Origin of the sequence: Fervidicella metallireducens AeB, from assembly GCF_000601455.1 — a bacterium.
Lineage (GTDB): Bacteria > Bacillota > Clostridia > Clostridiales > Caloramatoraceae > Fervidicella > Fervidicella metallireducens.
Genome location: NZ_AZQP01000002.1, coordinates 33,565 through 58,733 on the forward strand (window position 1 = coordinate 33,565; position 25,169 = coordinate 58,733).

Consider the following 25,169-nt stretch of genomic DNA (forward strand, 5'->3'; position numbering starts at 1 on the left):
CTAAAGTTAAAACTTTAGGAGGGGTAATCATGAAAAGAAAACAAAACTACAAAGGCTTTAACATGGATTATGATTCATTTTCGTCATTTAGTTTTGATACATATAAAAGCATGATCGATTTAGGATATAAAGATAAAGAGATAGCAAAATTTTTAAATGTCAGCGAATCAAATCTTCAAAGATTAAAGGATGATACAACAGAAGAATATTAAGGGGATTAAAATGATAAGGATTAAATTAGTTGGACACGCTTTCCAATATGAAGTTTTCCAGATTGCTTCACTTTTTTACGACAAATCACAAATCCATTTTGTTACAGATGGTGAAAGTGATGTAGTTAGTATTTTTGATGAAGATAACAAAAAAGTTTATTGCAAAATGGCAAATGGATTACATGATGAGATTAGTCTAAAAGAAAGTGACATAAAAAAAATCAAGAATTCAATAAAAATGACTCTTTTAAGATGCTTTAAAAGAACTACAGGGCAGGATGTACCATGGGGAATACTTGTTGGTATAAGGCCAACGAAAATTGTGCACGATTGTTTTAAGAAGGATTTTAAGGATACAGAAATAATAGAATATCTGATTAATGAGTATGATGTAAATAAAGATAAGGCTCAGCTTGCCCTTGAAGTTGCAAAAAATGAAAGGAAGTTTTTAGACCAGGGCACCAAAAATGTAAGCCTTTACGTTGGTATTCCATTTTGCCCAACAAGATGTGTTTACTGTTCTTTTACCTCCAATTCTCTAAAAGGGAATGAAAGGCTGGTTGAAGAATATCTTGATGCGTTAATCAGAGAGATTAATTTTACTTTAGAATACCTGGCAAAAAACAATTTTTCAATTGACACCCTGTATATAGGAGGGGGGACTCCAACATCCCTCACAGCTGGGCAATTGGAGAGACTCTTTTCTACAATGAAATCACATATACAACTTGATACCTTAAGGGAATTCACCGTTGAAGCAGGCAGACCTGATTCCATTGATGAAGAAAAATTAAGGGTAATCAAGGGCTATGGTTGTACAAGAATAAGTATTAATCCACAGAGTATGAATGATGAAACCCTTTTAAGGATAGGAAGAAAACACACTGCAGAAGATATAATAGAAAAATTTGAAATGGCAAGGAAAATAGGATTTGATAATATAAATATGGACATAATTATAGGCTTACCTGAGGAAGGGCTTAAAGAGATTGAAAACACTATGAATATCTTGAAAAATTTATCACCAGAAAGTATAACAATCCATACTATGGCAATAAAGCGTGCATCGATTCTAAATCAGCATGAATACAAAAATAAAAATCATATGATTGATATGATGTATGAAAATGCCTGCAGTGCCTCAAGGGAAATAGGTATGTATCCATATTATATGTACAGGCAAAAGAATATGGTAAGTCCCCTTGAAAATGTAGGATATTGCAAAGGTGGCAGAGAGTGTATATACAATATACAGATGATTGCAGAAAATAAATCTATAATCTCTATGGGTGCAGATGCAGTTACAAAACTAGTTTTTCCTGAAGAAAACAGAATTGAACGAAGTGCAAATGTAAAGGATGTCAGGGAGTATATTGCAAGGATTGACGAGATGATAGAAAGAAAAATTATGGCAATAGATATGTTGACAAAATAAAACTTTGGATATATAATACTTACAAATATCTAGTGTGTTGAAGGGAAGGAGTAGGCTGCAAACACCATACAGGGAGAAATATCCGTGATTGAAAGGTATTTCATGGTTAAGGTAGTTGAAAGACATCCTGGAGCAGAGGTCTGAATTGAGTAGGGCTTTCCGTTTTCCGCGTTAAGGAATTAAGTGGGTTAATCCAATTAGGGTGGTACCGCGGGTATACAGCTCGTCCCTTTGCAGGGACGGCTTTTTTTATATTTTTTTCTAAAAATTATGTTTAGATTTGTAGAAAACTGATTTTTGAAAGGAGGATAATTATGTTGACAAAGGCACCAAGAGGTACAAAGGACGTTTTACCACAGGAGGTTTATAAGTGGCATTACATAGAAGACCAGGTAAGAAAGATATGCAGGGATTTTGGATTTGGAGAAATGAGAACTCCAACCTTTGAGCATACAGAACTTGTTCAAAGAGGGGTTGGAGAAACAACAGATATAGTTCAAAAAGAAATGTACACCTTTGATGACAGAGGTGGAAGAAGTATAACCTTAAAACCTGAAGGAACAGCACCAGCAGTCAGGGCTTGTATAGAAAATAACATATATTCTGAAACTCTTCCAGTGAAGTTATTCTATTTAACACCGGTATTCAGATATGAAAGACCAGAATCAGGAAGATTAAGAGAACATCATCAGTTTGGAGTAGAAGTCTATGGAGCTCCTGATTATACTGCAGATGCTGAGGTTATCAGTTTAGCTATGACCTTCTTTAATAGATTAGGTGTTGAAACTTAAGGGTTAATATAAACAGTATTGGCTGCTCTAAATGCAGAAAAGATTATAATGAGGCTTTAAAGGCATATTTTAAAGAAAACTTAAGGGATTTATGCGAAACATGCGGTGATAGATATGAAAAGAATCCTTTAAGAATTCTGGATTGTAAGAGTCCTGCATGTAAAAAAATTACAGAAAATGCACCTGTTGTTTTAGATTATTTGTGTGATGAGTGTAAGAATCATTTTGAAGGATTGAAAAAAGAATTGCATATACTTAACATTCCATTTTTAGTGGATCCCGGTATAGTAAGAGGACTGGATTATTATACAAAGACAGTTTTTGAGATTATCTCAGAGAACATAGGCTCTAAAAGTACAGTATGCGGTGGCGGTAGATATGACAATCTGATAAAAGAGTGTGGGGGACCTGATATACCTTCAGTTGGTTTCGGTTTAGGTCTTGAAAGACTTATTTTAACCCTTGAATCAAATGGAATTGTTATTCCTGAGCCAAAGGGACCTGAATTGTTCATAGCTTCAATTGGTGACATGGCTAAGACAGAAGTTTCTAAGCTTATAATGGAGCTGAGAAGAGCTGGAATATCCTGTGAAAGAGACCTGGTGTCAAGAAGTCTTAAAGCTCAGATGAAATATGCCAATAAAATTAAGGCTCAATTTGCAATAGTTCTTGGAGAAGATGAAATAAAGTCCAACAAAGGAAAGCTTAAGAACATGGAAACTGGTGAAGAAGTTGAAATTGAACTTAGCAACCTCAAAAATGAAATTAGAAACAAGGTTAAGGGGGATTTATAATGGGAGAATCAATAAAAGGTCTTAAAAGAAGCTGTATGTGCGGACAATTGAATGAAAGCAATGTAGGAAATACTGTAACCCTTATGGGTTGGGTTCAAAGAAGAAGAGATTTAGGTAGTCTCATATTTGTTGACTTAAGAGATAGAACGGGAATAGTACAGGTAGTTTTTGGTGAAGAAATAGATAAGAACGCATTTCACAAAGCAGAGGCAATTAGAAGTGAATATGTTCTTGCGGTAACAGGAAATGTTGTTTTAAGGGAATCACCAAATCCTAATATGCCAACTGGTATGATAGAAATAAAGGCAACAGACCTTAGAATTTTATCTGAATCAGAAACTCCACCTATATACATTAAAGAGGAGCTTGATGCAGCAGAACAGATTAGATTAAAGTATAGATATTTAGACCTTAGAAGGCCTGATATGCAAAGAAGACTTATGGTCAGACACAGAGCAGCAAAAATCGTAAGGGATTTTATGGATGAAAATGGATTTTTAGAAATGGAAACTCCAATGCTGACGAAAAGTACTCCTGAAGGTGCAAGGGATTATCTTGTTCCAAGCAGAAATTTCCCCGGAATGTTTTATGCTCTGCCACAATCACCTCAGCTGTTTAAACAGCTGCTGATGGTTTCAGGTTTTGATAGATATTTCCAAATAGTTAGATGCTTTAGAGATGAGGATTTAAGGGCAAACAGGCAGCCGGAATTTACCCAGATAGATATAGAAATGTCCTTTGTTGATGTGGATGATGTAATTGAGATGAATGAAAGACTTATACAGAGGCTATTTAAAGAGATATTAAATGTTGATGTAAAACTTCCTATTATGAGAATGCCATATAAGGAAGCTATGGAAAGATACGGTTCAGATAAGCCGGATATTAGATTTGGACTTGAGCTTGTTAATCTTACAGATGTAGTAAGAAACAGTAGCTTTAAGGTATTCCAGGATGCAATAGCTAATAACGGCGATGTCAGGGCTATAAATGCTAAGGGATGTGCTGATTTTGGAAGAAAAGAGATAGATAGATTAGGGGAATATGTAAAAACATATGGTGCAAAGGGCCTTGCTTGGATAGCAATAAAAGAGGACGAAATAAAATCCCCTATTGGGAAATTCTTTAGTGAAGATGAGATGAAGGCTATTATAGATAGAGTAAATGGAGAAGTTGGAGATTTAATTCTGATAGTTGCAGATAAACCAGATACTGTTTTTGCTTCCCTTGGTGCATTAAGATTAGAATTAGGCAGGAAATTAAACCTTATAGGACCAGAGAACAAAGAATTTAAGTTCTTATGGGTAACAGAGTTTCCACTTTTTGAATATGATGAGGAAGAAAACAGATATGTTGCAAAACATCATCCTTTTACAATGCCAATGGAGGAAGATCTTGAGTTCCTTGAAACTGAACCAGGTAAAGTCAGAGCAAAGGCTTACGACATAGTGTTAAATGGTGAAGAGATAGGGGGAGGAAGTATCAGAATTCATGATACAAAGATTCAGGAAAGAATGTTTAAGGCATTAGGTTTTACAATGGAATCAGCATGGGAAAAATTTGGTTTCCTTCTTGAAGCCTTTAAGTTTGGGCCTCCACCACATGGCGGTTTAGCATATGGTTTTGACAGACTTGTTATGTTCTTAACTGGAACTGAAAATATAAAGGACGTTATTGCTTTCCCAAAGAACCAAAATGCTGCATGTCCTCTAACAAATGCTCCAAATGTAGTTGATTCTAAGCAGCTTACTGAACTTGGTATTTCAACTATAAATAAAGAGTAATAAAATAAATATAAAAAATATTGTTATAAAAAAACAATATCTGATTATAATACTAATAAGCAAGAAAGATATGGACTGACGTTAATTGTATGTTAATAAAAATGGCCTGCTGTATTCGATAGAATGGAATATGTATTGATCCAACACCTTTTAATCGGGAGTTTAACTTCTTGTGGGGAATGTATGCCTTTATATTTAAGGAAACAAGAAACATGAGAGAGAACACCCACCTGCCATTGCAGGTTCAAACATTCCATTTAACGGTACAGCGGGCTTAATTTGTGTATATGGAGGAAGATATGTTAAATTCATTTTCACGTACAGAACTTCTTTTAGGTAAAGAAGCAATGAATAAATTAAAAAACAGTACAGTAGCTGTTTTTGGTGTCGGAGGGGTAGGTTCCTTTGCGGCAGAGGGAATTGCCAGATGTGGAGTAGGAAAAATTATTTTAATTGATAATGATGATATATCTATCACTAATATCAACAGACAAATACATTCAACAACTAAAACCATAGGAAAGCCTAAGGTTGAAGTTATGGCTGAGAGAATAAGGGAAATAAACCCTGAGGCAGAGGTAATACCGATAAAAAACTTTTTTACTTCAGAAAATGCGGAAGAACTTTTAAAAAGAGAATATAGTTATGTTGTTGACGCAATTGATACAGTTTCTGCAAAAATCCATTTAATTTATATGTGTGACAAAATGGGAATTCCAATAATGAGCAGCATGGGGGCAGGAAATAAACTTGACCCAACCAGATTTGAGGTTACAGATATTTATAAAACAAGTGTATGTCCCCTTGCTAAGGTTATGAGATATGAACTTAAAAAAAGAGGTGTAAAAAAATTAAAGGTAGTTTATTCAAAGGAAGAGCCAGTAAAGCCTAAAAATGAAGCTTTACAAGAATATAAAGAAAATAAGGAAAAGGCACCAGAGCTTGAGATAACAACTGTAAGTAAAAGACAGACACCTGGAAGTATATCCTTTGTTCCATCAGTTGCAGGACTTATAATAGCTGGGGAAGTTATAAAGGACCTTATTAAATGATTTATGATATAATGAAAATAAAGTCTATATTGTTATTTTGAAGATTTCATGTATAATTTTTCTTAAGGTAACATACGTTGGGAGGGTTATTTATGGCAGGAAATTGCTCATTTGATGTAGTGTCAGAAATTAACGTTCAAGAAATGGATAATGCTGTAAATCAGACAATAAAGGAAATTTCACAAAGATTTGATTTTAAGGGCTGTGTAGCAGAGATTGAGTTTAACAAGGAAGAAATAAAAATTCATGCAGAGGATGAATATAAGCTTAATACAATCTTAGAAATACTTAGGGGGAAAATGGTTAAGAGAAATGTTTCTCCCAAATTCTTAGATCCAGGTAAGCTTGAACCTGCTTCAGGAGGAACTGTAAGACAGGTGGTAAAAATTAAAAAGGGAATTTCAAAGGAAAAGGCAAAGGAAATAATACAAGACATAAAAACATCTAAAATAAAGGTACAGGCTCAGATAATGGATGATGTTGTCAGAGTTTCTGGAAAAAACAAGGATGACCTTCAAGCAGTAATACATATGTTAAAGGGAAAAGACTATGATATTGAACTGCAGTTCACTAATTATAGGTCGTAAGGTGGGGTATAATGGATAAGACTAAGGAGGATATAATAAAAAGACTTAGAAGAATAGAAGGTCAGGTTAAAGGTATTGAAAGAATGATAGAAAAAGACCAGTGCTGTAATGACATATTAATTCAGATTGCTGCTGTAAAGGCGGCTATTTCAAAGGTTGGAGGTCTGGTATTAGAAAACTATTCCAGATCCTGTATTAAAAAAGCAATTGAAAATGACGAAAGTGAAGAGAATATTGAAAATATGATAGAAACAATAATTAAATTTATAAAGTGAAAATGCTTGAAAATTATAGAATAAAAGTTTAATATTAATGAAATTAAAACCCATAGTCTATTTAGCATATAAAGGATAAATAATTAAAAGTTATATTATACCCTTAATGCTGGTTACTTAGATTCATGGGTTTTCTTTTTATTGTGTCAAGAAATAAATAGAAAATTAAGTCGTAAAAAGTAAATGTAGGTACTAAAATTCAATAAATTGTATAATTTTCATAAACAATAAAGAATATTTTGAAAATTTCAAAAAATATATTGTGGGAATTTTTGCAAAATGTTATCATATTCTATGTAAGGGGAAACCGACAATAAAAACTTAACAAAAACCATTACAAGGGGGGTAAAATAATGCATAAAAAATTATTTATTCCAGGTCCTGTTGATGTCAGAGAAGATGTACTTCAACAGATGACAAAACCAATGATTGGGCATCGAACAAAGGATGCATCTGCACTTCAAAGAAGGATAAGTGAAAAATTGCAAAAGGTTTTTTACACAAATGAGGAGATTCTTCTTTCAACTTCATCAGGCTCAGGTCTTATGGAGGGAGCTATTAGATCATGTACTAGAAAAAGAGCAGCGGTATTTTCAGTAGGAGCCTTTGGAGACAGATGGTATGAAATGGCTGTTGCTAATAATGTTCCAGCAGATAAATTTTCAGTAGAACAGGGTAAAGCAACAACAGCTGAAATGGTTGATGAGGTTTTATCAACAGGTAAATATGATTTAATAACTGTTACACACAATGAAACTTCCAGTGGCGTTATGAACCCAGTAGAAGAAATTTCAGAGGTTATGAAGAAATACCCAGAAGTTATATGGTGTTTAGACACTGTAAGTTCTATGGCTGGTACAAAGATAGAAGTAGACAAATTAGGTGTAGATATATGTATCACTTCAACTCAAAAATGTATAGGACTTCCTCCGGGAATGGCTATTGCTTCAATGTCAAAGAAGGCTGTTGAAGCAGCTAAAGAAGTTCCATATAGGGGAGTTTATCTTGATCTTCTTGCACTCTATGACTACATACAGAAAAAGGATTACCAGTATCCTTCAACTCCTGCATTATCACTTATGTATGCCCTTGATTACCAATTAGACAGAATTTTAGAGGAAGGCCTAGAAAACAGATATGCAAGGCATTTAGAAATGGCTCAATATGTAAGAGAATGGGCTAAAAAGAATTTTGAGTTATTCCCAGAAGAAAGATATGCTTCAAATACATTAACAACAATAAAGAATACAAGAAATATTGATGTTTCAGCATTAAATAAGGCACTTGGGGAAAGAGGATTTACAATTTCAAATGGTTATGGAAAATTAAAGGACAAGACATTTAGAATTTCACATATGGCTGACTATACTTTAGATGAAGTAAAGAGTTTGATAGCTGCCATAGATGATATATTAGGTTTATAATATATAATTTATTTTATTAAGGGGTAATGGGTATGATTAGAATATTAGCTGCTGATGGCATGGAAAAGTCAGCAATTACAAAATTAACTGAAATGGGTTTTGAAGTGGTTGAGCGGCATTATGAAGAAACAGAATTGGCTGAGGAAATTAAAAACTTTGATGTGGTGGTTGTTCGTTCAGCAACTAAAATAAGAAAGCCAATAATAGATGCTGCATTAGAAACAAAAAGACTTAAGCTGATAATTCGAGGCGGAGTTGGGGTTGATAATATAGATGTAGATTATGCAAGGGCAAATGGGATTGAAGTGAACAATACTCCAAATGCAAGCAGTGCATCGGTGGCAGAGCTTGCAATAGGACATATGTTTACCCTTGCAAGATTTATTCATAGTGCAAATGTAACCATGAGACAAGGAAAATGGAATAAGAAGCACTATGAGGGTATTGAACTTGCTGGTAAGACTTTAGGGTTAGTAGGGTTTGGAAGGATAGCAAAGGAAACGGCAAAGAGAGCGGAAGCCTTGGGTATGAAAATAGTTTATACTGATATTTGTGGGCCAATGGATGGATATGAAAGATATAGATTCTGTACACTTGATGAGTTATTGCAGGTATCTGATTTTGTTTCATTACATATTCCATTTAATAAGAACCAGGGCCCAGTTATCGGTAAGGAGCAGATTAATAGGATGAAGGACGGCGCATATATAATCAATTGTGCCAGAGGCGGTGTAGTTTCAGAAGATGACTTATTAGAGGCACTTGATTCAGGTAAACTTGCAGGTGCAGCTCTGGATGTATTTGTTGAAGAGCCAACAAAAAATATGGCACTCTGTTCACATGAAAAAGTATCATTGACTCCACACATTGGGGCATCAACAGTTGAAGCTCAGGAAAGAATAGGAGAGGAGATTGTTGATATAATAACAAAATTCTTTGCATAGGAGGAAAGGCTATGGCTGTTTTTAGACCTTTTAAAGCTATAAGACCAACAAAGGAACTTGCAGAAAAAGTTGCAGCACTTCCTTATGACGTTATGAATAGTGATGAAGCCAGGGAAATGGTTAAGGACAATCCCTATTCATTTTTACACGTTGATAAGGCTGAAGTAGATTTAGATCCTTCCATTGACTTATATGATAAGAGAGTTTATGAGAAGGCTGCAAGTAATTTAAAGACAATGATTGAAAATAAAATTTTTATACAGGATGAAAAAAATAATTATTACATCTATAAACAAGTAATGAATGGCCGCTCACAGATTGGACTTGTTGGATGTGCTTCAATAGATGATTATATTAACAATGTTATTAAGAAGCATGAACATACAAGGGCAGATAAAGAGCAGGACAGAATAAACCATGTTGATTATACAAATGCAAATACCGGACCCATATTTTTAACTTATAGAGCAAAAGGTGAAATAAATGAAATCATAAATCTATGGATAGATGAACATACTCCAGTTTATGATTTCGTATCTGATGATGGAATAGGCCATACTGTGTGGGTAATAGATTGTAATAATGTCATTGAAAGGCTAGAAAATCTCTTTAAGGAAGTTGATTATTTTTATATTGCCGATGGACATCACAGAGCAGCTTCTGCTGTTAAAGTTGGAAAGATCAGAAGAGAGGAAAGACCAGGTTATAACGGAACTGAAGAATTTAATTTCTTCCTTGCTGTACTCTTCCCAGATGAACAGCTCTATATAATGGATTATAACAGGGTTGTTAAGGATTTAAATGGATACAGTGAAGAAGAATTCATGTCAAGGATTAATGAAAAGTTCGAAGTGGAAGTATATGAGGGTGAGGGACAATATAAACCTGATAGAAAACATACATTTGGAATGTATTTAAATAACAGATGGTATAGTCTCAAGGCTAAGGAGGGAACCTTCAACCCTGATGATCCTGTAGATAGATTAGATGTTTCAATACTGCAGAATAATCTTTTGAATCCAATCTTAGGAATATTGGACCCAAGAACAGATAAGAGAATTGATTTTATCGGAGGAATAAGGGGTCTTAAGGAACTTGAAAAAAGAGTTAATGAGGGAATGAAGGTTGCATTTTCAATGTACCCAACAACAATTGATGATTTAATGTCAATTGCAGATGCAGGTCAGGTAATGCCTCCTAAATCCACCTGGTTTGAACCAAAGCTTAGAAGTGGTCTTTTCATACACGATCTGGAATAGTTTATTTGAGAAAAGTGGCTGATGCACTAGATAATAGTGTTCAGCCTCTTTTTATTGTTAACATTTGTTATTCACATGTGAATTTTGAAAAATGTCATGAATGATGACATAAGCTTCAAGGCGCTTCATCAGGGAAATTTAAATGTTTCCTTGTTTTAATAATCCAGAAACTCATGGTTGCTAGAAAAGTAACAGTGCTTGCCTTTGCTGCATATTATGTTATTGTGTATCAACTTTTTAGGAGGAAGATTAACGTAATGAAAAGGGACCATGAAAAAGATAATGAGATGCAAAGCAAATCACAAAAGGATATGGAAAAATGCGTTTCACAGGAGTTGGTAATTAAAAACGTCAGGCTGGCTGCAGCATACGTTCCTTATCAGAAAATGTGTAATACCTTTTCGCCAATTGATGCATTAAAAAGGGGGACTGCATTTCCAGAACTTTTCAGTCCATATGATAAAAAGGACAAGAAATCAAAACTGGAAAAAGAAGATAAAGGGAGGGACTATTATGAAGAATGAAAATGAAAGGTTTGATTTATTGAAAAGATTAACTGCAGCACGTTTCATGGTAGAAGACCTCCACTTATATCTAGACACTCACCCCAATGATCGTGAGGCTATTGCCAAATTCAATTCATATCTTATGCAAACAAAAAAATTAAGGGAAAGCTACGAAAAATCATATGGAATGCTGACAGCACATGATTCCTTCAGTCAGTACCCCTGGCAGTGGATAAATGAACCATGGCCATGGGATTATGAAGCTAATTTTGAACTAAACAGGGGGGAAAATTAATCTATGTGGATTTATGAAAAAATGCTGGAGTATCCAGTTAAAATAAAAAATCCTAATCCTAAAATGGCCAAAATTATAATAACCCAATATGGTGGACCAGACGGTGAGTTAGGAGCAGCTTTAAGATATTTAAGTCAAAGATTTTCAATGATTACTCCTCAGGCAATAGGAACGTTAAATGATATAGGAACTGAAGAATTGGCACACTTAGAGATGGTTGGGGCTATGGTACGTCAGTTATTAAAGGGTGCAAGCTTGGAAGAAATAGAAAAGGCTGGGATGTCAGCTTATTATGCAGACCACGACAGGGGTGTTTATCCAGCAAGTGCATCAGGTGTTCCTTTTAGTGCAGCTGGTATTCAATCTAAAGGAGATCCTATTGTTGATTTAACAGAAAATCTTGCTGCAGAGCAAAAGGCAAGAGCAACTTATGAATATCTTATAAATATGGCAGATGATCCTGATGTTATTGAGCCTTTAAAATTCCTGAGGGAAAGGGAAGTAGTTCATTTTCAAAGGTTTGGAGAAGCCTTAAGAATAGTACAGGATTATCTTCAGGAACCACATTTATTTATTATGCCAAAGCCTGATTTTTTAAACAAATGATTTTTAGATGTTAAAAATGAACATCACCTGAATCTGCAGTTTTATTGTTGCAGGCTGAGGTGATCTTCATAAAAAAGAGGCTGTTAGACAGCCTCCTCAGTTATATTAGCATGGGCAGATTTCTACACAAACTTTAACGCAACCAGTGATTTTATATCTTCTGTCTTTGCATTCACAGCAGCTATTTGGAAGTGGAGTTAATTCAAGACTGTCAAGATCAACACAAACATGAACCTTAGCTATATTAAAATGTTTGTAGTTAGGGCATTTTATGCAGATAACTTTATCTATAAATGTCTTAGCACAGCAGCTGAAGAATTTGTATTCGTCGCATTTTCTAGTTAATAATGAGTTTTGAATTAATATTGGACCACATAATCTAAGCTTTTTAACAGGAACGTCGCAGCATAATTTTCCTAAAGGTGTTTTAATTGGTACGTCCTTTACTATTGTTGGCTCGCATACAACTTTTACACAATGTTTTGAAATTGCTGATAAAATCAATGGTTTACATTTTGGACAATGTTTTCTGTCGCACTTGTCAAAGTCTTCGTATTCCTCATAACAGTCGTGTTTTTCGAATTTTTTGTAGTACTTCTTACATACTGAAACAATGTCGTATTCTTCTGGGACAGTTATGCAGCAGCAGAATGGTACAAGCTCTGTTTTGCAAATTATATCGTCACATTCAGGTTGTGGACAACATTGTTCAGTATGATGACAACTTTCATCTCTAAAATCATCATGACAATCTTCGAAATCACTGTCAAATTCAAAATTGTTGTCGAATTTTTCAAAATCCATACGTTTCACTCCTTTTTACCTATTCTCAATTTCATATTATGTAGAATAATGGTATAATGTTACTAAATTTGTATATTATATAAAAATTATGTAGTTAATTTCTTTGTTAATATAAATAACGTAATAGTTCTTTGCAAATGATATATTTCAACAATCTGGGTTAATAAAGTTATTTTCACCTTATTTTATGTAAGAGAATAGAAAAATGTTATTAAATCTGTCAGAAAATGTAGTAAAATATACATATAATCATCCATTGGGAGGGATAAAATGGATTTTCAAAGGGAATTACTTGAAATTCTATTAAGATATGTTGAGGAAGGTATTCATGTAATCGATAAAGAAGGTAAAACATTAATATATAATAAAGCAATGGAAACATTAGAAGGTCTTGAAGGAACAGAAGTAATAAATAGAAATATATTGGATGTCTTTCCAAGTTTAAATGAAAACACCAGTACATTATACAAGGTAATAGAAACAAAGGAACCTATAATTGAGAGATTTCAAACCTATGTCAACAAAAAGGGTCATAGTATAACCACTGTTAATACAACGGTTCCAATCATTAAAAACAATGATGTTATGGGGGCTGTTGAAATATCTAAGAATTTTACAAAGGTAAAGGAACTGTATGACAGGATAATCAATTTAACTGAAAAGACAACTGAAGTTAAAAATGAATCTGATTTCAATTTTGAAGGTATAATAGGCTGTAGTCCCAGCTTCATAAAAGCTTTGGATACGGCAAAAAAAGCAGCAGCAACATCTTCAACGGTTTTGATATATGGTGAAACGGGAACAGGTAAGGAAGTTTTTGCAAAATCAATACACAATGAAAGCAAGAGAAAGGATAGGCCTTTTGTTGCAATAAACTGTGCAGCACTGCCTGATGGACTTTTAGAAGGGATTTTATTTGGTACAGTAAAGGGAGGTTTTACAGGAGCAGTAAATAGGCCAGGACTCTTTGAACAGGCAAATGGAGGTACCATACTTCTTGATGAACTTAACTCCATGAGTCTTAATTTACAGGCAAAACTTCTAAGGGTATTACAGGAGGGGTATATAAGAAGAATAGGTGATGTAAAGGATATACCAGTTGATGTCAGAATCATTGCTACTACAAATGAAGAGCCTTATCGTTGTGTTGCAGAAAATAAAATAAGAAAAGATCTTTATTATAGATTAAGTGTTATAAATCTTAAAATACCTGCCTTTACGAGAGAAAAGAGGACATACCGCTTTTTGTAAAAAACTTTATCAATCATTATAACATAGTTTTAAATAAGGATGTATGGGATATCTCAACAGAGGTATATGATGCCTTTATGACATATGATTGGCCAGGAAATGTAAGGGAACTTAAAAACTATATTGAAGGTGCAATGAACTTAGTAAGTGGCCATATAATAAATAAAGAGCACTTTACTCCCCAGGTTCAGGAGATATTATTTAAATTGACTGAACAAGAATGTATGCCAATTGGAGTTAATGCAGATTATAATTTTTGTATTCCACTTGATGAATATATGGAAAATATTGAAAAAAATATTATTCTTCAGGCATTATCAAAAAGTAAAAATAATATTTCAGAGGCTTCAAGATTGTTAAATATAAAAAGACAGACCTTACAACATAAAATGAAAAAATATAACATAAATTTTTAAACAAAATTAGGCAGCCAGATGCAAAAAAAATTGCATCTGGTATTTTATTTTAAATTTTACCAATTTTATAAGGATTAATAAAAAATTAACAATAGCAAAAAAATTTGCAGTGATATTCTAATATAAACAGATATGATACTAAAAATAATAAATATTCACAATATTCAGTATAAAACCCATTAAATTTTAAGAAAAGATAGGACAACTCCATTAAAATTCTGGCATGGAAATTGCAGTTATAATTGCAGGAATATTATTTATTTTTAAAAAACGGAGGAGATAGTTATGAGAGAAAATGTAAAGGTAGCGATTTGGGGATTTGGTGCCATGGGTAGTGGAATGGCAAGGATGCTTCTTAATAAAAAAGGAGTAGATATTGTCGGTGTTTGTGATAGACATGAATTAAGGGTTGGAAAGAGCATGTATGATGTTCTTGGTGTTGAAAGAGGAAACAGACCAGAGGTTATAATAAAGGCTGATATCGATGAAGTATTAACTGAAAAATGCTGTGATGTATGTCTTTGTGCAACAGATTCATTTACTAAAAATGCTTTTCCAAGATTAAAACATGTTTTAGAAAAGAAGATAAATGTAATTTCAACTGCTGAAGAAATGGCTTATCCACAGGCACAAAATCCAGAATTAGCAGCTGAACTTGACAGAATAGCAAAGGAAAACGGTGTAACAATTCTTGGAACAGGAATAAATCCAGGACTTATGATGGACCTTTTAGTTGTATGTTTAACAGGATGTATGATAGATGTTGAGCATATTGAAGCAAAGAGAGTTAACAGTTTATCACCTTTTGGTCCAGCAGTTATGGTTGAACAAGGCGTTGGTGTTACTGTTGAGGAATTTGAAAAGGGAGTTAAAGACGGAACTATTGCAGGACATGTAGGTTTTGCTGAATCAGTAAGAATGATTGCTGATGCAATTGGCTGGAAGGTTGAAAAATTTGAGCAGCAAATGAAGCCTATAGTTACAAATGTTGATAGAAAATCACCTTATGGATTTGCTAAGGCAGGAAATGTTGCTGGAGTAAACATGACAGGTCAGGGATGGGTAGATGGAGAAGTTAAGATAGACATGATTCATCCACAGCAAATTGAACCTGAAATGGAAGGAACAGAAACAGGAGATTATATAACAATTAAAGGTACACCTGCTATTCATATGGCAAACAAACCAGAGGTTGAAGGTGGACTTGGAACAATAGCTATGTGTGTAAATATGATACCTCATGTAATAAATGCGAAGCCAGGTTTAAAGACTATGATAGATTTACCAGTTCCAAGGGCTATCATGGGGGATATGAGAGATTTCATTGAAGAATAAAAATAATCTATGGAAAATGGGAGTGAAATATATGGCTAGAAAAGGAGAATGGGTACAGGTACATCAAATTGTACTTAAGCCTGAAGAAAGACCAGCTCATCTTCCTGAGGATACAAAAAAAGTTCCTTTAGAACTTTGGGTTAAGGGATTTTTAAATCACGATGCAGAAATCGGTGATGAGGTTGAAATTACAACCTTAACTGGAAGAACGATAAAGGGAGAACTTGTTGAGATTAATCCTAAATATGAATACGGATTTGGTGAATTTGTTCCAGAGCTATTGCAGGTTGGTATTCAGTTAAGGAGCATCTTAAAGGATGGTGAGTGTCATGAGTAGGGATATGAGCTATGCTGGTGTAATTTCCAGGAAAAATGAAATTATGAAAAAGACAGTGGGAATGGATTATGGCATCTTTGAAAGTGGCTCCATTGCCTTTGATTATGAAAGAATGATGAGGGAAACTGGTTACAGTCTCTCAGAAATCCAGGAGATTCAAAGATCGGTTGGTGTTGGAAATACACCATTGATAGAGCTTAAGAATTTAACTGCACTTGTTAGAAAGATATCTCCAAAGGGAAAAGGAGCAAGGATTTTCATTAAAGATGAATCATGTAATCCATCAGGCAGTTTTAAGGACAGAAGGGCAGCTGTTTCAGTATATCATGCTGAAAAGCTTGGTTATAAAGGAGTTGCTGCTGCCACAAGCGGAAATTACGGGGCGGCAGTAGCTTCACAGGCTGCAATGCGAAATTTAAAGTGTATTATTCTTCAGGAATGTTATGATTCAAGAAAGGTTGGACAACCTGAAATATTAGAAAAACAGAGAAAATGTGAGTGTTATGGAGCAGAGGTTGTTCAATTATCTGTGGGACCTGAATTGTTTTACACTTTTTTAAAGACATTAGAAGAAACAGGCTATTTCAATGCATCCTTATATTCAACCTTTGGTATTGCAGGTGTTGAAACATTAGGATATGAAGTTGCAATTCAATGCAGAGAAATGATTGGTAAGGATCCTGATGTTGTCTTGATTACCCATGCTGGTGGTGGAAATGTAACTGGAACTGCAAGGGGACTTATTAAGGCAGGAGCAATTAACACTAAAGTAGTTGGAGCAAGTGTTGATTTATCGGGACTTCATATGGCTTCTGATTATGACTTTAACAGAAAATCCTTTACAACAGGTCATACTGGTTTTGGTATTCCCTTTGCAACATGGCCAGACAGATCAGACGTTCCAAGGAATGCAGCAAGACCACTTAGATATTTAGATAAATATGTAACAATTAAGCAAGGAGAAGTATTCTATATAACTGAGGCTTTAGCTCAGCTTGAAGGCTTAGAAAGGGGACCTGCAGGCAACACATCTTTAACAGCAGCATTTGCTCTGGCAATGGAAATGGATGAAGATGAAGTAATTGTTGTTCAGGAAACTGAATACACAGGAGCAGGAAAGCATCCACTTCCTCAGTTAAGTTTTGCAAAACAAAATGGGGTTGAAGTAAAATTTGGAAATCCCGATGAAGAAATTGCAGGCAAAAACATAATTTTACCACAACACCCATCAATGATTAAGGCTAGAGAAATGGATTTAAATAAGATGAGAAAATCTTATGTTAAAAACTGCATTGAAAACACGAAGGTTCAGAGTGTTTCAATGAAGGATGTGGAGTTCTTATCAGAGGATACAAAGAGTTCAGTGGAAAATATAAAAGAAATATTAACTGATATGGGCATAAGTATTGTTTAGGAAAAATAAAAATCCAGTAAATAGGAGGTATAATAATGGCTATTAAAAGAGCAGATGATTTTGAAATCAGAAGAGAGCATATAAAGAATTTAACAGATGAGGAATTAGAAGCAAAGTTCTGGAGCCTTGCTGAAGAGATTGTAAATCCATTGCTAGAACTTGCTAGAACCCATACAACTCCTTCAGTTGAGAGATCAGTATTACTTAGAATGGGATTTTCAAGTATTGAAGCTAAAGGAATTGTTGAAAACACAATTGACAAAGGACTTATGGGAAAGGGATGTGGAAATATCGTTTACAGGGTAGCAAAGCATCTGAATAGAAATTATGTTGAGGTAGGCAGAGAGATGGCAGAGGGTGCACATTTTGATATTGCCTTAGATATTTTCAACGGAGGTGCAAGATAATGGAACTTAGAAGAGATCAGAAAATAGATGTTGAAGAGATTTTAAAAGACCTTGAAAATTATAGGCCTAGAAGAAGGGGATGGCATTGGAGAGAACCAGTTGAAAATTTAGAAATGGGGCCATTTACTTATCTTGAAATGAGTAAACCTCTAAAAAACAGCTATGGATTACCTTCATCAAAATATTTTAAAGACATTGATCCACAGCCAAGACCGGTTATAACAACAGAAATAGCTTCAGGAAGATTTGAAGATGATATAAGAAGAATGAGAATGGCTGCATGGCATGGTGCAGACCATATAATGGTTATAAGAACAGCAGGACAGAGCCATTTTGACGGTCTAATTGAGGGTACTCCACAGGGTATAGGTGGAATTCCAGTTACAAGAAAGCAAGTAAGGGCTCAAAGAAAAGCACTGGATATGATTGAGGATGAGGTAGGACGTCCAATCAACTACCACTCATATGTTTCTGGTGAAGCTGGTCCTGATATTGCAGTTATGTTTGCTGAGGAAGGTGTAAATGGTGCACATCAGGATCCACAATATAACGTTCTTTATAGAAATATTAATATGGTAAGATCCTTTGTTGATGCAGCTGAAGCTAAAAAAGTAATGTCATGGGCAGATATGGCACAGATTGACGGAGCACATAATGCAAATGCAACTGCAAGGGAAGCATGGAAAGTTATGCCTGAGCTCATGGTACAACATGCAATTAATGCAATATATTCAAGAAAGGTTGGAATGAATCCAAAGAATATATGTCTCTCAACTGTTCCACCTACAGCACCTCCAGCACCATGTTTAAGACTTGACTTACCTTATGCAGTGGCTCTTCGTGAACTCTTTAAGGAATATAGAATGAGAGCCCAGATGAATACAAAGTATATGGAAAGCTGTACAAGGGAAGCAACTGTAACCCATGTACTTGATTTGTTGATTTCTGAATTAACAAGTGCTGATATACAATCAACTATAACTCCAGATGAAGGACGAAATGTGCCATGGCATTATAACAACATCCATGCTATAAATACTGCAAAACAGACTTTTGCTGGACTTGATGGACTAAAGGAAATGGTTGAATTAAAGGAAACTGGCTATCTGAGAGAAAAAGCAAGGGAGCTTAAGGAAAGAGCAGTTTTATTCATGGAAGAAATTCTTGAAGTTGGAGGCTATTTTAAGGCTGTTGAAGAAGGCTTCTTTGTTGACTCAGGATATTATCCAGAAAGAAATGGTGATGGTATAGCAAGAAAAATCGATGGAGGTCTTGGAGCAGGAACTGTTTATCCAAGGGATGAGGATTACATGGCACCAGTAACTGCCCACTTTGGATATAACAATCTTCCAGAGGGAATTAAAAATCCATCTGATTTAATTGAAGGATGTACCTTTGAGAAACCAGAAAAGATAGTTTATATAGACGAATTAGATGAAGAGGATAATGTTTATAAGAGACTTGATGAAAGCAGAAAATACTTTAAAAAGGAACATCTAAAACCAGAGGTTGAATGGGCTGGTGATGGCTACGTTCTTCAAACTATGTTCTTACCAATCGATGTCAGGGCAGCTGAAGTTGCAGCAGTTGAAATAGGTAAAAAGATGGGACTTGAGGATGTAGAAGTTGTTCACAAACAAGTTCTTCAGGAAGCTGAAGGTACTCTAATAGAAATTAAGGGTAAAGTTCAGTTTGAAATCGATGTTACAAAGCTGAATATACCACCAGTTCAACATGTAATGTCAGATGATGAAATCAGAGCAGAAATTGAAAGAAGACCAATGAAGATTGTTGCAGGTACAGTTGGACAAGATGAACACTCAGTTGGTCTTAGAGAAGTTATTGATATTAAACATGGTGGTATTGAAAAATATGGAATAGAGGTTATTTATTTAGGAACATCAGTGCCATGCGAAAAGATAGTTGATGCAGCAATTGAAGCCAATGCTGATGCGATATTGGCAAGTACAATTATAAGCCATGATAATATTCACTATAAAAATATGAAGAGAATCCATGAGCTTTGTATTGAAAAGGGAATAAGAGACAGGATTATGATAGCTGCAGGTGGAACCCAGGTTATAAATGAACTTGCAATTGAAGCTGGTGTAGATCAAGGTTTTGGAAGAGGTACTAAGGGAGTTCACGTTGCAACATTCTTTGTAGAAAAGAGAAGAGAATTAGAAGCAAAAGGCTTAATTTAAAGAAGGTTTTAATATGAAGATAGATGTTTTAGTAGCTGAAATAGGAAGTACAACAACGGTAGTGAATGCCTTTAATGGCATTCACACCGATTCTCCCAAATTTATAGGACAGGGACAGGCACCAACTACGGTACTTGAGGGTGACGTTACAGTTGGGCTTAAGGGGGCTATAGAAAGCTTAAGACAGGCTCTTGGAGAAGAGTCAATTGAATATGGAGAACTTCTGGCAACAAGCAGTGCTGCAGGGGGGCTTAAAATGACTGTCCATGGTCTTGTTTATGACATGACAGCAAAGGCAGCAAAGGAGGCAGCACTTGGTGCAGGGGCAATTATCCATATGGTAACTGCAGGTAAGCTAAGAAGAACTGATCTTAAAAAAATTGAGGATATTAAGCCAAATATAATTTTAATTGCAGGCGGCCTTGATTATGGTGAGAGGGATACTGCAATTGAAAATGCAGAAAAAATAGCTGAATTAGGTCTTAACATTCCAATAATTTATGCTGGTAATTGTGAAAACCAGGATGAAATGAGGGAAATTTTTAAAAGCTACAGCAGCAGGCTTTATGTTGTTGAGAACGTTTATCCTAAGGTGGATATGCTGAACGTTGAACCAACAAGAAGGGTTATTCAGGAAGTATTTGAGGAACATATAATTCATGCTCCAGGAATGACAAAGGTAAGGGATATGGTTACAGGGCCTATAATTCCAACACCGGGAGCAGTAATGGAGGCAGCAAAGCTTCTAAAGGAAGAAATAGGGGATTTAATTGTTATTGATGTCGGCGGGGCAACAACAGATGTTCATTCTGTAACTGAAGGTTCAGAGGAGATAAACAGAATCCTTTTAGCTCCAGAGCCAGAGGCAAAGAGAACGGTTGAAGGTGACCTTGGGGTATTTGTAAACATGAGAAATGTTGTTGAGAGAATTGGTGTTGAGAAATTAAGTAAGGAACTTGGGTTTGATGTAGTCCCATATATAGAAAACCATAAACCTATACCTAAAACTGAAGAGGAAATTAAATTTGTTGAAAGACTTACTCTAGAGGCTGTACTGACAGCTGTTGAAAGGCATGCAGGCAGAGTCAGAAGACTTTATGGTGAATCAGGAAAAAAATCTGTTGCAGAGGGAAAGGATTTAACACAAGTTAAGTTTATCATTGGAACAGGTGGTGCTTTAACAAGACTTCCAAAGAGGGTAGAAATAATGCAGCAAATAACAAGATACGGTAAAGGAGTAGAGCTTCTTCCAAAGGAGGGAGTTAAAATACTTGTTGACAATAATTATATCATGGCATCCTTGGGGGTACTATCAAAGGAATATAAAGAAGCATCCTTAAAGCTTATGAAAGAAAGTCTGGGTATTTAACTGAAATATAGGGGGGAATTTTATGTATCCCAGGATAGAGATTAATCTTAAAAAAATCACAGATAATGCCAGGGTATTGAATGAACTTTGTAAAAAGTATGGAATCACACCATGGTCAGTCACTAAGTGTTTTTGCGCAGACCCAAGAATTGCCAAGGCAATTGTAGATGGGGGAATTGAGTATCTAGCTGATTCAAGATTAAGTAACTTAATCAGATTAAAAGACATAGAGGCAAAAAAAGTATTGTTAAGACTGCCAATGCATTCAGAAATAGATGATTTAGTTAAGTATGTTGATTACAGCCTGAATTCAGAATTGTCAACTTTAAGATTGATTGGAGAAACCTGCGAAAAATTGGGAAAAACTCATAATGTTGTTATAATGATTGATCTTGGTGATTTAAGAGAAGGTGTATGGCCTGATGATTTAGAAAATTTCGTCAGGGAAGCTGTTGAAATAAAGGGAATATGTATAAAGGGATTTGGCGTAAACTTAACTTGTTATGGTGGCGTTATACCTGATAATGATAATCTTGGGAAATTAGTTGCCCTTGCTAAAAAAATGGATGAAAAGTTTAACTTGAATATTGAAATAATATCTGGAGGAAACTCAAGCAGCTTTTACCTCTTACAAAAAGGGGAGCTTCCAAAGGGCATAAATAATTTAAGATTTGGGGAAGTCCTGTTACTTGGCAGGGAAGCAGCCTACTGCACCCATGTTGATGGTCTTCATAAAGATGCATTTACACTTAAGGGACAGATAATTGAACTTAAGGAAAAACCCTCTGTTCCAATAGGGAAAATAGGTTTAGATGCCTTTGGGGAAAAACCACATTATGAGGATAGAGGAATAATCAAAAGGGCTATCCTAGGAATGGGACGACAAGATATAGAAACAGGAGCTATGCATCCATATGACAGCGACATAGATATTTTAGGTGCAAGCAGTGATCATATTATACTTGATGTAACAAAATCACAAAAACCATATCAAGTTGGTGAAATAGTAGATTTTACCCTTGATTATGTATGCGTTTTAAAAGCAATGACATCTGAATATGTAGAAAAGGTTATAATAGAATAATTCAGACTGCTTAAAAAGTCATGTATTTAGAATAGATAACTTAATAAAGAGAAAATACAAAGAAAACCCGTAATCTAGGAAGGTGTTTAATTTAAGTAGATTTACGGGTTTTTATAATTATTTGTTTAAAAAGTCAATGCAAAGTTTATTAAATTCAACAGCATATTCCTCCTGGGGAAGATATCCACAGTTTGGAAATATATAATACTCAAGGTCTGGGCGTAAATCTTTAAAACTTTGAATATTATTGACAGTATTCATTTTTGCATTCTCACCCCAGATGATTAAGGTTGGAGTTGATAGTTCCTGTAGGGGCCCTATTATATTTTGATTTAAATACCCTCCTAAAAATGATGCAGGAGCATATTTACTTAGATATCCATTCTGTCTGCTACTGTCAATATAATGATTTAAGACATATTTAGAGGCTAAATCTTTGTTGTAGTAGGTTTTGTTTCCAATAAAATATTTTATACCAGGCCTTGAAACAAGCATATTGTATAAGAAGGTACCTAGAATTGGAGTTTTGAAAACTGATGTTATAATGCTGCCTGAGGTACTTGGTGGCAGCGACTGTTCAAATATTCCAGATGGACAAACTGCAATTATTTTTTTAAATAAGCCAGGAATGTCATATTCAAGGCGAATAACATAAGCAGCGCTTTGTATATTTGCTATAACATTTGCAGGTTCTCCGATTACGTCTTTAATAAAATACTTGATAACATCTCTGTACATATATGATTTATATGTTATAGGAAGTTTTTCAGAACGTCCAAAACCGGGTAAATCAATAGCATATACTGTGAAATGTTTAGAAAATTCATCGAAATTCTTACGCCACATAAAGGAGGATACACCTGAGGCTACCCCATGCAATAACATCAATGGAGGTCCTTCTCCTTTCTTAACATAAAAAATCTTCCCATATTGACTGAAATAAAAGTTTTCTTCTCCGTTTATAGAATTTTCTATTTGCCTTACCTTACTAAAAATATATTTATTTGAAAAATGCATTGCAGCAAGTGTTGAAGAAACAAGAAGTGTTCCCTTTAATAATTTTTTTCTCATCCAGCCTTCACCTCAGAAATATTTTATCCTTCATAAATTATTTTATCCACAATAAACAAACATAAACTATTAAGGTATAGTTTTTATTGTATTTAATTCAATACTATATATGCTTGCTGTCTGGTGACTTTAAAATTCAGTAGTGGTATAATTTTTAAGAAATCTAAGTGAGAATTAAATTTGGAGGAAACAGAAATGCAGCCTTTAGCAGATAAAATCAGACCAACTTCCCTTGATGATGTCTTCGGTCAGGAACACATACTTGGGAAAGGCAAAATTTTAAATAAAATAATAAACTCTGGTTTCATACCCAACATGATATTCTATGGTCCTCCTGGGGTTGGAAAGACAACAGTTGCAAATATAGCAGCCAAAAAATCAAACAAGAAATTTTACAAATTAAATGCTACTAATGCATCGGTTAAAGATATTAAGGACATAGTTGATGATATTGGTACTCTTTTAACCCACAATGGAGTTTTGCTGTATTTAGACGAAATACAGAATTTTAATAAAAAACAACAGCAGTCACTTCTTGAGTTCATTGAAAATGGACAAATAACCCTTATAGCAAGCACCACTGAAAATCCTTACCACTACATCTACAAGGCCATATTAAGCAGGGCATCTGTATTTGAGTTTAAGCCTCTAAATGAGAATGAAATAAAAAGAGCTGTTTTAAGGGCAATAGAAATTCTTAACAATGAAGAAGATAATAAAACATTCTTTAATGATGAAGCAGTAAGCTATATCTCAAGGATATGCGGTGGTGATGTCAGAAGGGCATTAAATGTAGTTGAACTGTGTGCAGGATCAGTAGAATCAGATGAAGTTGGAAACAAATACGTAGATTTAGACAGGGTAATGGAATGCAGTCAGATAAAAATACTTAATTATGATAAGGATGGGGACAGTCACTATGATATCCTAAGTGCTTTTCAAAAATCAATTAGGGGCAGTGATGTAGATGCATCCTTACACTATTTAGCCAGATTGATTAAAGCAGGAGACTTAATCTCCATTTGTAGGAGACTTTTGGTGATAGCATCTGAGGATATTGGACTTGCATACCCTAATGCTATTGTTATAACAAAAAGTTGTGTAGATTCCGCAATGCAGCTTGGATTTCCAGAGGCAAGGATACCCCTTGCACAGGCAGTTATAACATTGGCAACATCACCAAAATCCAATTCAGCTATATGTGCTATCGATAAGGCTTTGATGGATTTAGAAGAGAAGAACATTGGAGATATACCTGTATATTTAAAGGATTCACATTACTCAGGTGCTGAAAAGTTAGGTAGAGGAATAGAGTATAAATATCCGCATGATTATCCTAACAACTATGTAAAACAACAGTATTTACCAGACAATATAAAGGATGCTCTTTATTATTTCCCAGGAAAAAATAAGATGGAAGAAAAAATACAGCTATATATGAGAGGCATAAAAAATGAAATTAAATGAATTAATTAATATGCAAAATTAGAAAATTTAGTGTTATAATGAAAAT

The 25,169-nt window shown here is 34.7% G+C and carries 24 protein-coding genes, 1 other RNA gene, 1 pseudogene and 1 other annotated feature; of the genes and pseudogenes, 24 read left to right on the plus strand and 2 right to left on the minus strand.

What is annotated here, in order from left to right:
• The first annotated feature begins 29 nt into the window (after positions 1 to 29).
• From Q428_RS01000 to Q428_RS01060, 14 genes and pseudogenes are all read left to right on the plus strand, one after another.
• The gene (locus tag Q428_RS01000) at positions 30 to 212 is read left to right on the plus strand and encodes a hypothetical protein (RefSeq protein ID WP_035377359.1); all 183 of its coding nucleotides are present in this window, start codon (positions 30 to 32) and stop codon (positions 210 to 212) included.
• A gap of 10 nt (positions 213 to 222) precedes the next feature.
• Positions 223 to 1,647 (plus strand): coproporphyrinogen dehydrogenase HemZ, encoded by a 1,425-nt coding sequence (gene hemZ / locus Q428_RS01005; protein ID WP_035377361.1) that lies wholly within the window; start codon positions 223 to 225, stop codon positions 1,645 to 1,647.
• Between the two features lie 28 nt (positions 1,648 to 1,675).
• Positions 1,676 to 1,881, plus strand: a binding site (T-box leader).
• 80 nt (positions 1,882 to 1,961) lie between these two features.
• Positions 1,962 to 3,232: pseudogene (gene hisS, locus Q428_RS01010) on the plus strand (histidine--tRNA ligase).
• Positions 3,232 to 5,016, plus strand: coding sequence for an aspartate--tRNA ligase (gene aspS / locus Q428_RS01015; RefSeq protein WP_035377363.1), 1,785 nt, complete (start codon positions 3,232 to 3,234; stop codon positions 5,014 to 5,016). The pseudogene hisS and the gene aspS overlap by 1 nt, the downstream one beginning before the upstream one ends.
• A gap of 100 nt (positions 5,017 to 5,116) precedes the next feature.
• A non-coding RNA gene (gene ssrS / locus Q428_RS14760) (6S RNA) lies at positions 5,117 to 5,295 on the plus strand.
• Between the two features lie 20 nt (positions 5,296 to 5,315).
• Positions 5,316 to 6,068 carry a tRNA threonylcarbamoyladenosine dehydratase gene (locus tag Q428_RS01020; RefSeq protein ID WP_035377523.1) on the plus strand — a complete coding sequence of 251 codons (753 nt, stop codon included), beginning with the start codon at positions 5,316 to 5,318 and terminating at the stop codon, positions 6,066 to 6,068.
• Between the two features lie 92 nt (positions 6,069 to 6,160).
• The gene (locus Q428_RS01025; protein ID WP_035377365.1) at positions 6,161 to 6,655 is read left to right on the plus strand and encodes a YajQ family cyclic di-GMP-binding protein; all 495 of its coding nucleotides are present in this window, start codon (positions 6,161 to 6,163) and stop codon (positions 6,653 to 6,655) included.
• Between the two features lie 11 nt (positions 6,656 to 6,666).
• Positions 6,667 to 6,930: a metal-sensitive transcriptional regulator gene (locus Q428_RS01030; protein ID WP_035377367.1), complete on the plus strand. Its 264-nt coding sequence runs from the start codon at positions 6,667 to 6,669 to the stop codon at positions 6,928 to 6,930.
• A 353-nt stretch (positions 6,931 to 7,283) separates the two neighbouring features.
• On the plus strand, positions 7,284 to 8,354 hold the full coding sequence (locus Q428_RS01035; RefSeq protein ID WP_035377369.1) for a pyridoxal-phosphate-dependent aminotransferase family protein: 1,071 nt from the start codon (positions 7,284 to 7,286) through the stop codon (positions 8,352 to 8,354).
• Between the two features lie 32 nt (positions 8,355 to 8,386).
• Complete coding sequence (locus Q428_RS01040; protein WP_035377371.1) at positions 8,387 to 9,298, plus strand: D-2-hydroxyacid dehydrogenase; 912 nt, start codon at positions 8,387 to 8,389, stop codon at positions 9,296 to 9,298.
• 11 nt (positions 9,299 to 9,309) lie between these two features.
• Positions 9,310 to 10,557, plus strand: coding sequence for a DUF1015 domain-containing protein (locus tag Q428_RS01045; RefSeq protein WP_035377373.1), 1,248 nt, complete (start codon positions 9,310 to 9,312; stop codon positions 10,555 to 10,557).
• Positions 10,558 to 10,814: 257 nt separating this feature from the next.
• Positions 10,815 to 11,081 (plus strand): spore coat associated protein CotJA, encoded by a 267-nt coding sequence (locus Q428_RS01050; RefSeq protein ID WP_051514792.1) that lies wholly within the window; start codon positions 10,815 to 10,817, stop codon positions 11,079 to 11,081.
• A complete protein-coding gene (locus Q428_RS01055; RefSeq protein ID WP_035377375.1) occupies positions 11,071 to 11,358 on the plus strand; it encodes a spore coat protein CotJB in 288 nt (95 codons plus the stop codon). Before Q428_RS01050 ends, Q428_RS01055 begins: the two co-directional genes overlap by 11 nt.
• Before the next feature lie 3 nt (positions 11,359 to 11,361).
• Positions 11,362 to 11,964, plus strand: coding sequence for a manganese catalase family protein (locus Q428_RS01060; RefSeq protein ID WP_035377378.1), 603 nt, complete (start codon positions 11,362 to 11,364; stop codon positions 11,962 to 11,964).
• A gap of 105 nt (positions 11,965 to 12,069) precedes the next feature.
• Here the strand turns inward: Q428_RS01060 and Q428_RS01065 are convergent, their stop codons facing one another.
• Complete coding sequence (locus Q428_RS01065; protein WP_035377380.1) at positions 12,070 to 12,768, minus strand: hypothetical protein; 699 nt, start codon at positions 12,766 to 12,768, stop codon at positions 12,070 to 12,072.
• A 270-nt stretch (positions 12,769 to 13,038) separates the two neighbouring features.
• On the opposite strand from Q428_RS01065, the gene Q428_RS01070 reads away from it, so the two are divergent.
• The 9 genes from Q428_RS01070 (at position 13,039) to orr (ending at position 22,585) form a co-directional block, all read left to right on the plus strand.
• The gene (locus Q428_RS01070) at positions 13,039 to 14,019 is read left to right on the plus strand and encodes a sigma-54 interaction domain-containing protein (RefSeq protein ID WP_242847737.1); all 981 of its coding nucleotides are present in this window, start codon (positions 13,039 to 13,041) and stop codon (positions 14,017 to 14,019) included.
• A gap of 23 nt (positions 14,020 to 14,042) precedes the next feature.
• Entirely contained in the window at positions 14,043 to 14,435 is a 393-nt protein-coding gene (locus Q428_RS15830; protein WP_479723632.1) for an AAA-type ATPase lid domain-containing protein, read from the plus strand.
• Positions 14,436 to 14,720: 285 nt separating this feature from the next.
• Positions 14,721 to 15,770: a 2,4-diaminopentanoate dehydrogenase gene (ord, locus tag Q428_RS01075; protein WP_035377381.1), complete on the plus strand. Its 1,050-nt coding sequence runs from the start codon at positions 14,721 to 14,723 to the stop codon at positions 15,768 to 15,770.
• 31 nt (positions 15,771 to 15,801) lie between these two features.
• Positions 15,802 to 16,107, plus strand: coding sequence for a 2-amino-4-oxopentanoate thiolase subunit OrtA (gene ortA, locus Q428_RS01080; protein WP_035377383.1), 306 nt, complete (start codon positions 15,802 to 15,804; stop codon positions 16,105 to 16,107).
• 4 nt (positions 16,108 to 16,111) lie between these two features.
• A complete protein-coding gene (gene ortB / locus Q428_RS01085; RefSeq protein ID WP_423219567.1) occupies positions 16,112 to 17,521 on the plus strand; it encodes a 2-amino-4-oxopentanoate thiolase subunit OrtB in 1,410 nt (469 codons plus the stop codon).
• A 35-nt stretch (positions 17,522 to 17,556) separates the two neighbouring features.
• The gene (locus Q428_RS01090; protein ID WP_152539049.1) at positions 17,557 to 17,928 is read left to right on the plus strand and encodes a D-ornithine 4,5-aminomutase subunit OraS; all 372 of its coding nucleotides are present in this window, start codon (positions 17,557 to 17,559) and stop codon (positions 17,926 to 17,928) included.
• Complete coding sequence (oraE, locus tag Q428_RS01095) at positions 17,928 to 20,132, plus strand: D-ornithine 4,5-aminomutase subunit OraE (protein ID WP_035377387.1); 2,205 nt, start codon at positions 17,928 to 17,930, stop codon at positions 20,130 to 20,132. The genes Q428_RS01090 and oraE overlap by 1 nt, the downstream gene beginning before the upstream one ends.
• Positions 20,133 to 20,145: 13 nt before the next feature.
• Positions 20,146 to 21,501 carry a GlmL-related ornithine degradation protein gene (locus Q428_RS01100; protein ID WP_035377389.1) on the plus strand — a complete coding sequence of 452 codons (1,356 nt, stop codon included), beginning with the start codon at positions 20,146 to 20,148 and terminating at the stop codon, positions 21,499 to 21,501.
• A gap of 22 nt (positions 21,502 to 21,523) precedes the next feature.
• The gene (gene orr / locus Q428_RS01105) at positions 21,524 to 22,585 is read left to right on the plus strand and encodes an ornithine racemase Orr (RefSeq protein ID WP_035377391.1); all 1,062 of its coding nucleotides are present in this window, start codon (positions 21,524 to 21,526) and stop codon (positions 22,583 to 22,585) included.
• Between the two features lie 117 nt (positions 22,586 to 22,702).
• On the opposite strand, the gene Q428_RS01110 is transcribed toward orr, so the two are convergent.
• Complete coding sequence (locus tag Q428_RS01110; RefSeq protein WP_035377393.1) at positions 22,703 to 23,656, minus strand: alpha/beta fold hydrolase; 954 nt, start codon at positions 23,654 to 23,656, stop codon at positions 22,703 to 22,705.
• A gap of 195 nt (positions 23,657 to 23,851) precedes the next feature.
• Here Q428_RS01110 and Q428_RS01115 point away from each other — a divergent pair, with 195 nt between their 5' ends.
• The gene (locus tag Q428_RS01115; protein WP_035377395.1) at positions 23,852 to 25,123 is read left to right on the plus strand and encodes a replication-associated recombination protein A; all 1,272 of its coding nucleotides are present in this window, start codon (positions 23,852 to 23,854) and stop codon (positions 25,121 to 25,123) included.
• Positions 25,124 to 25,169: the final 46 nt, after the last annotated feature.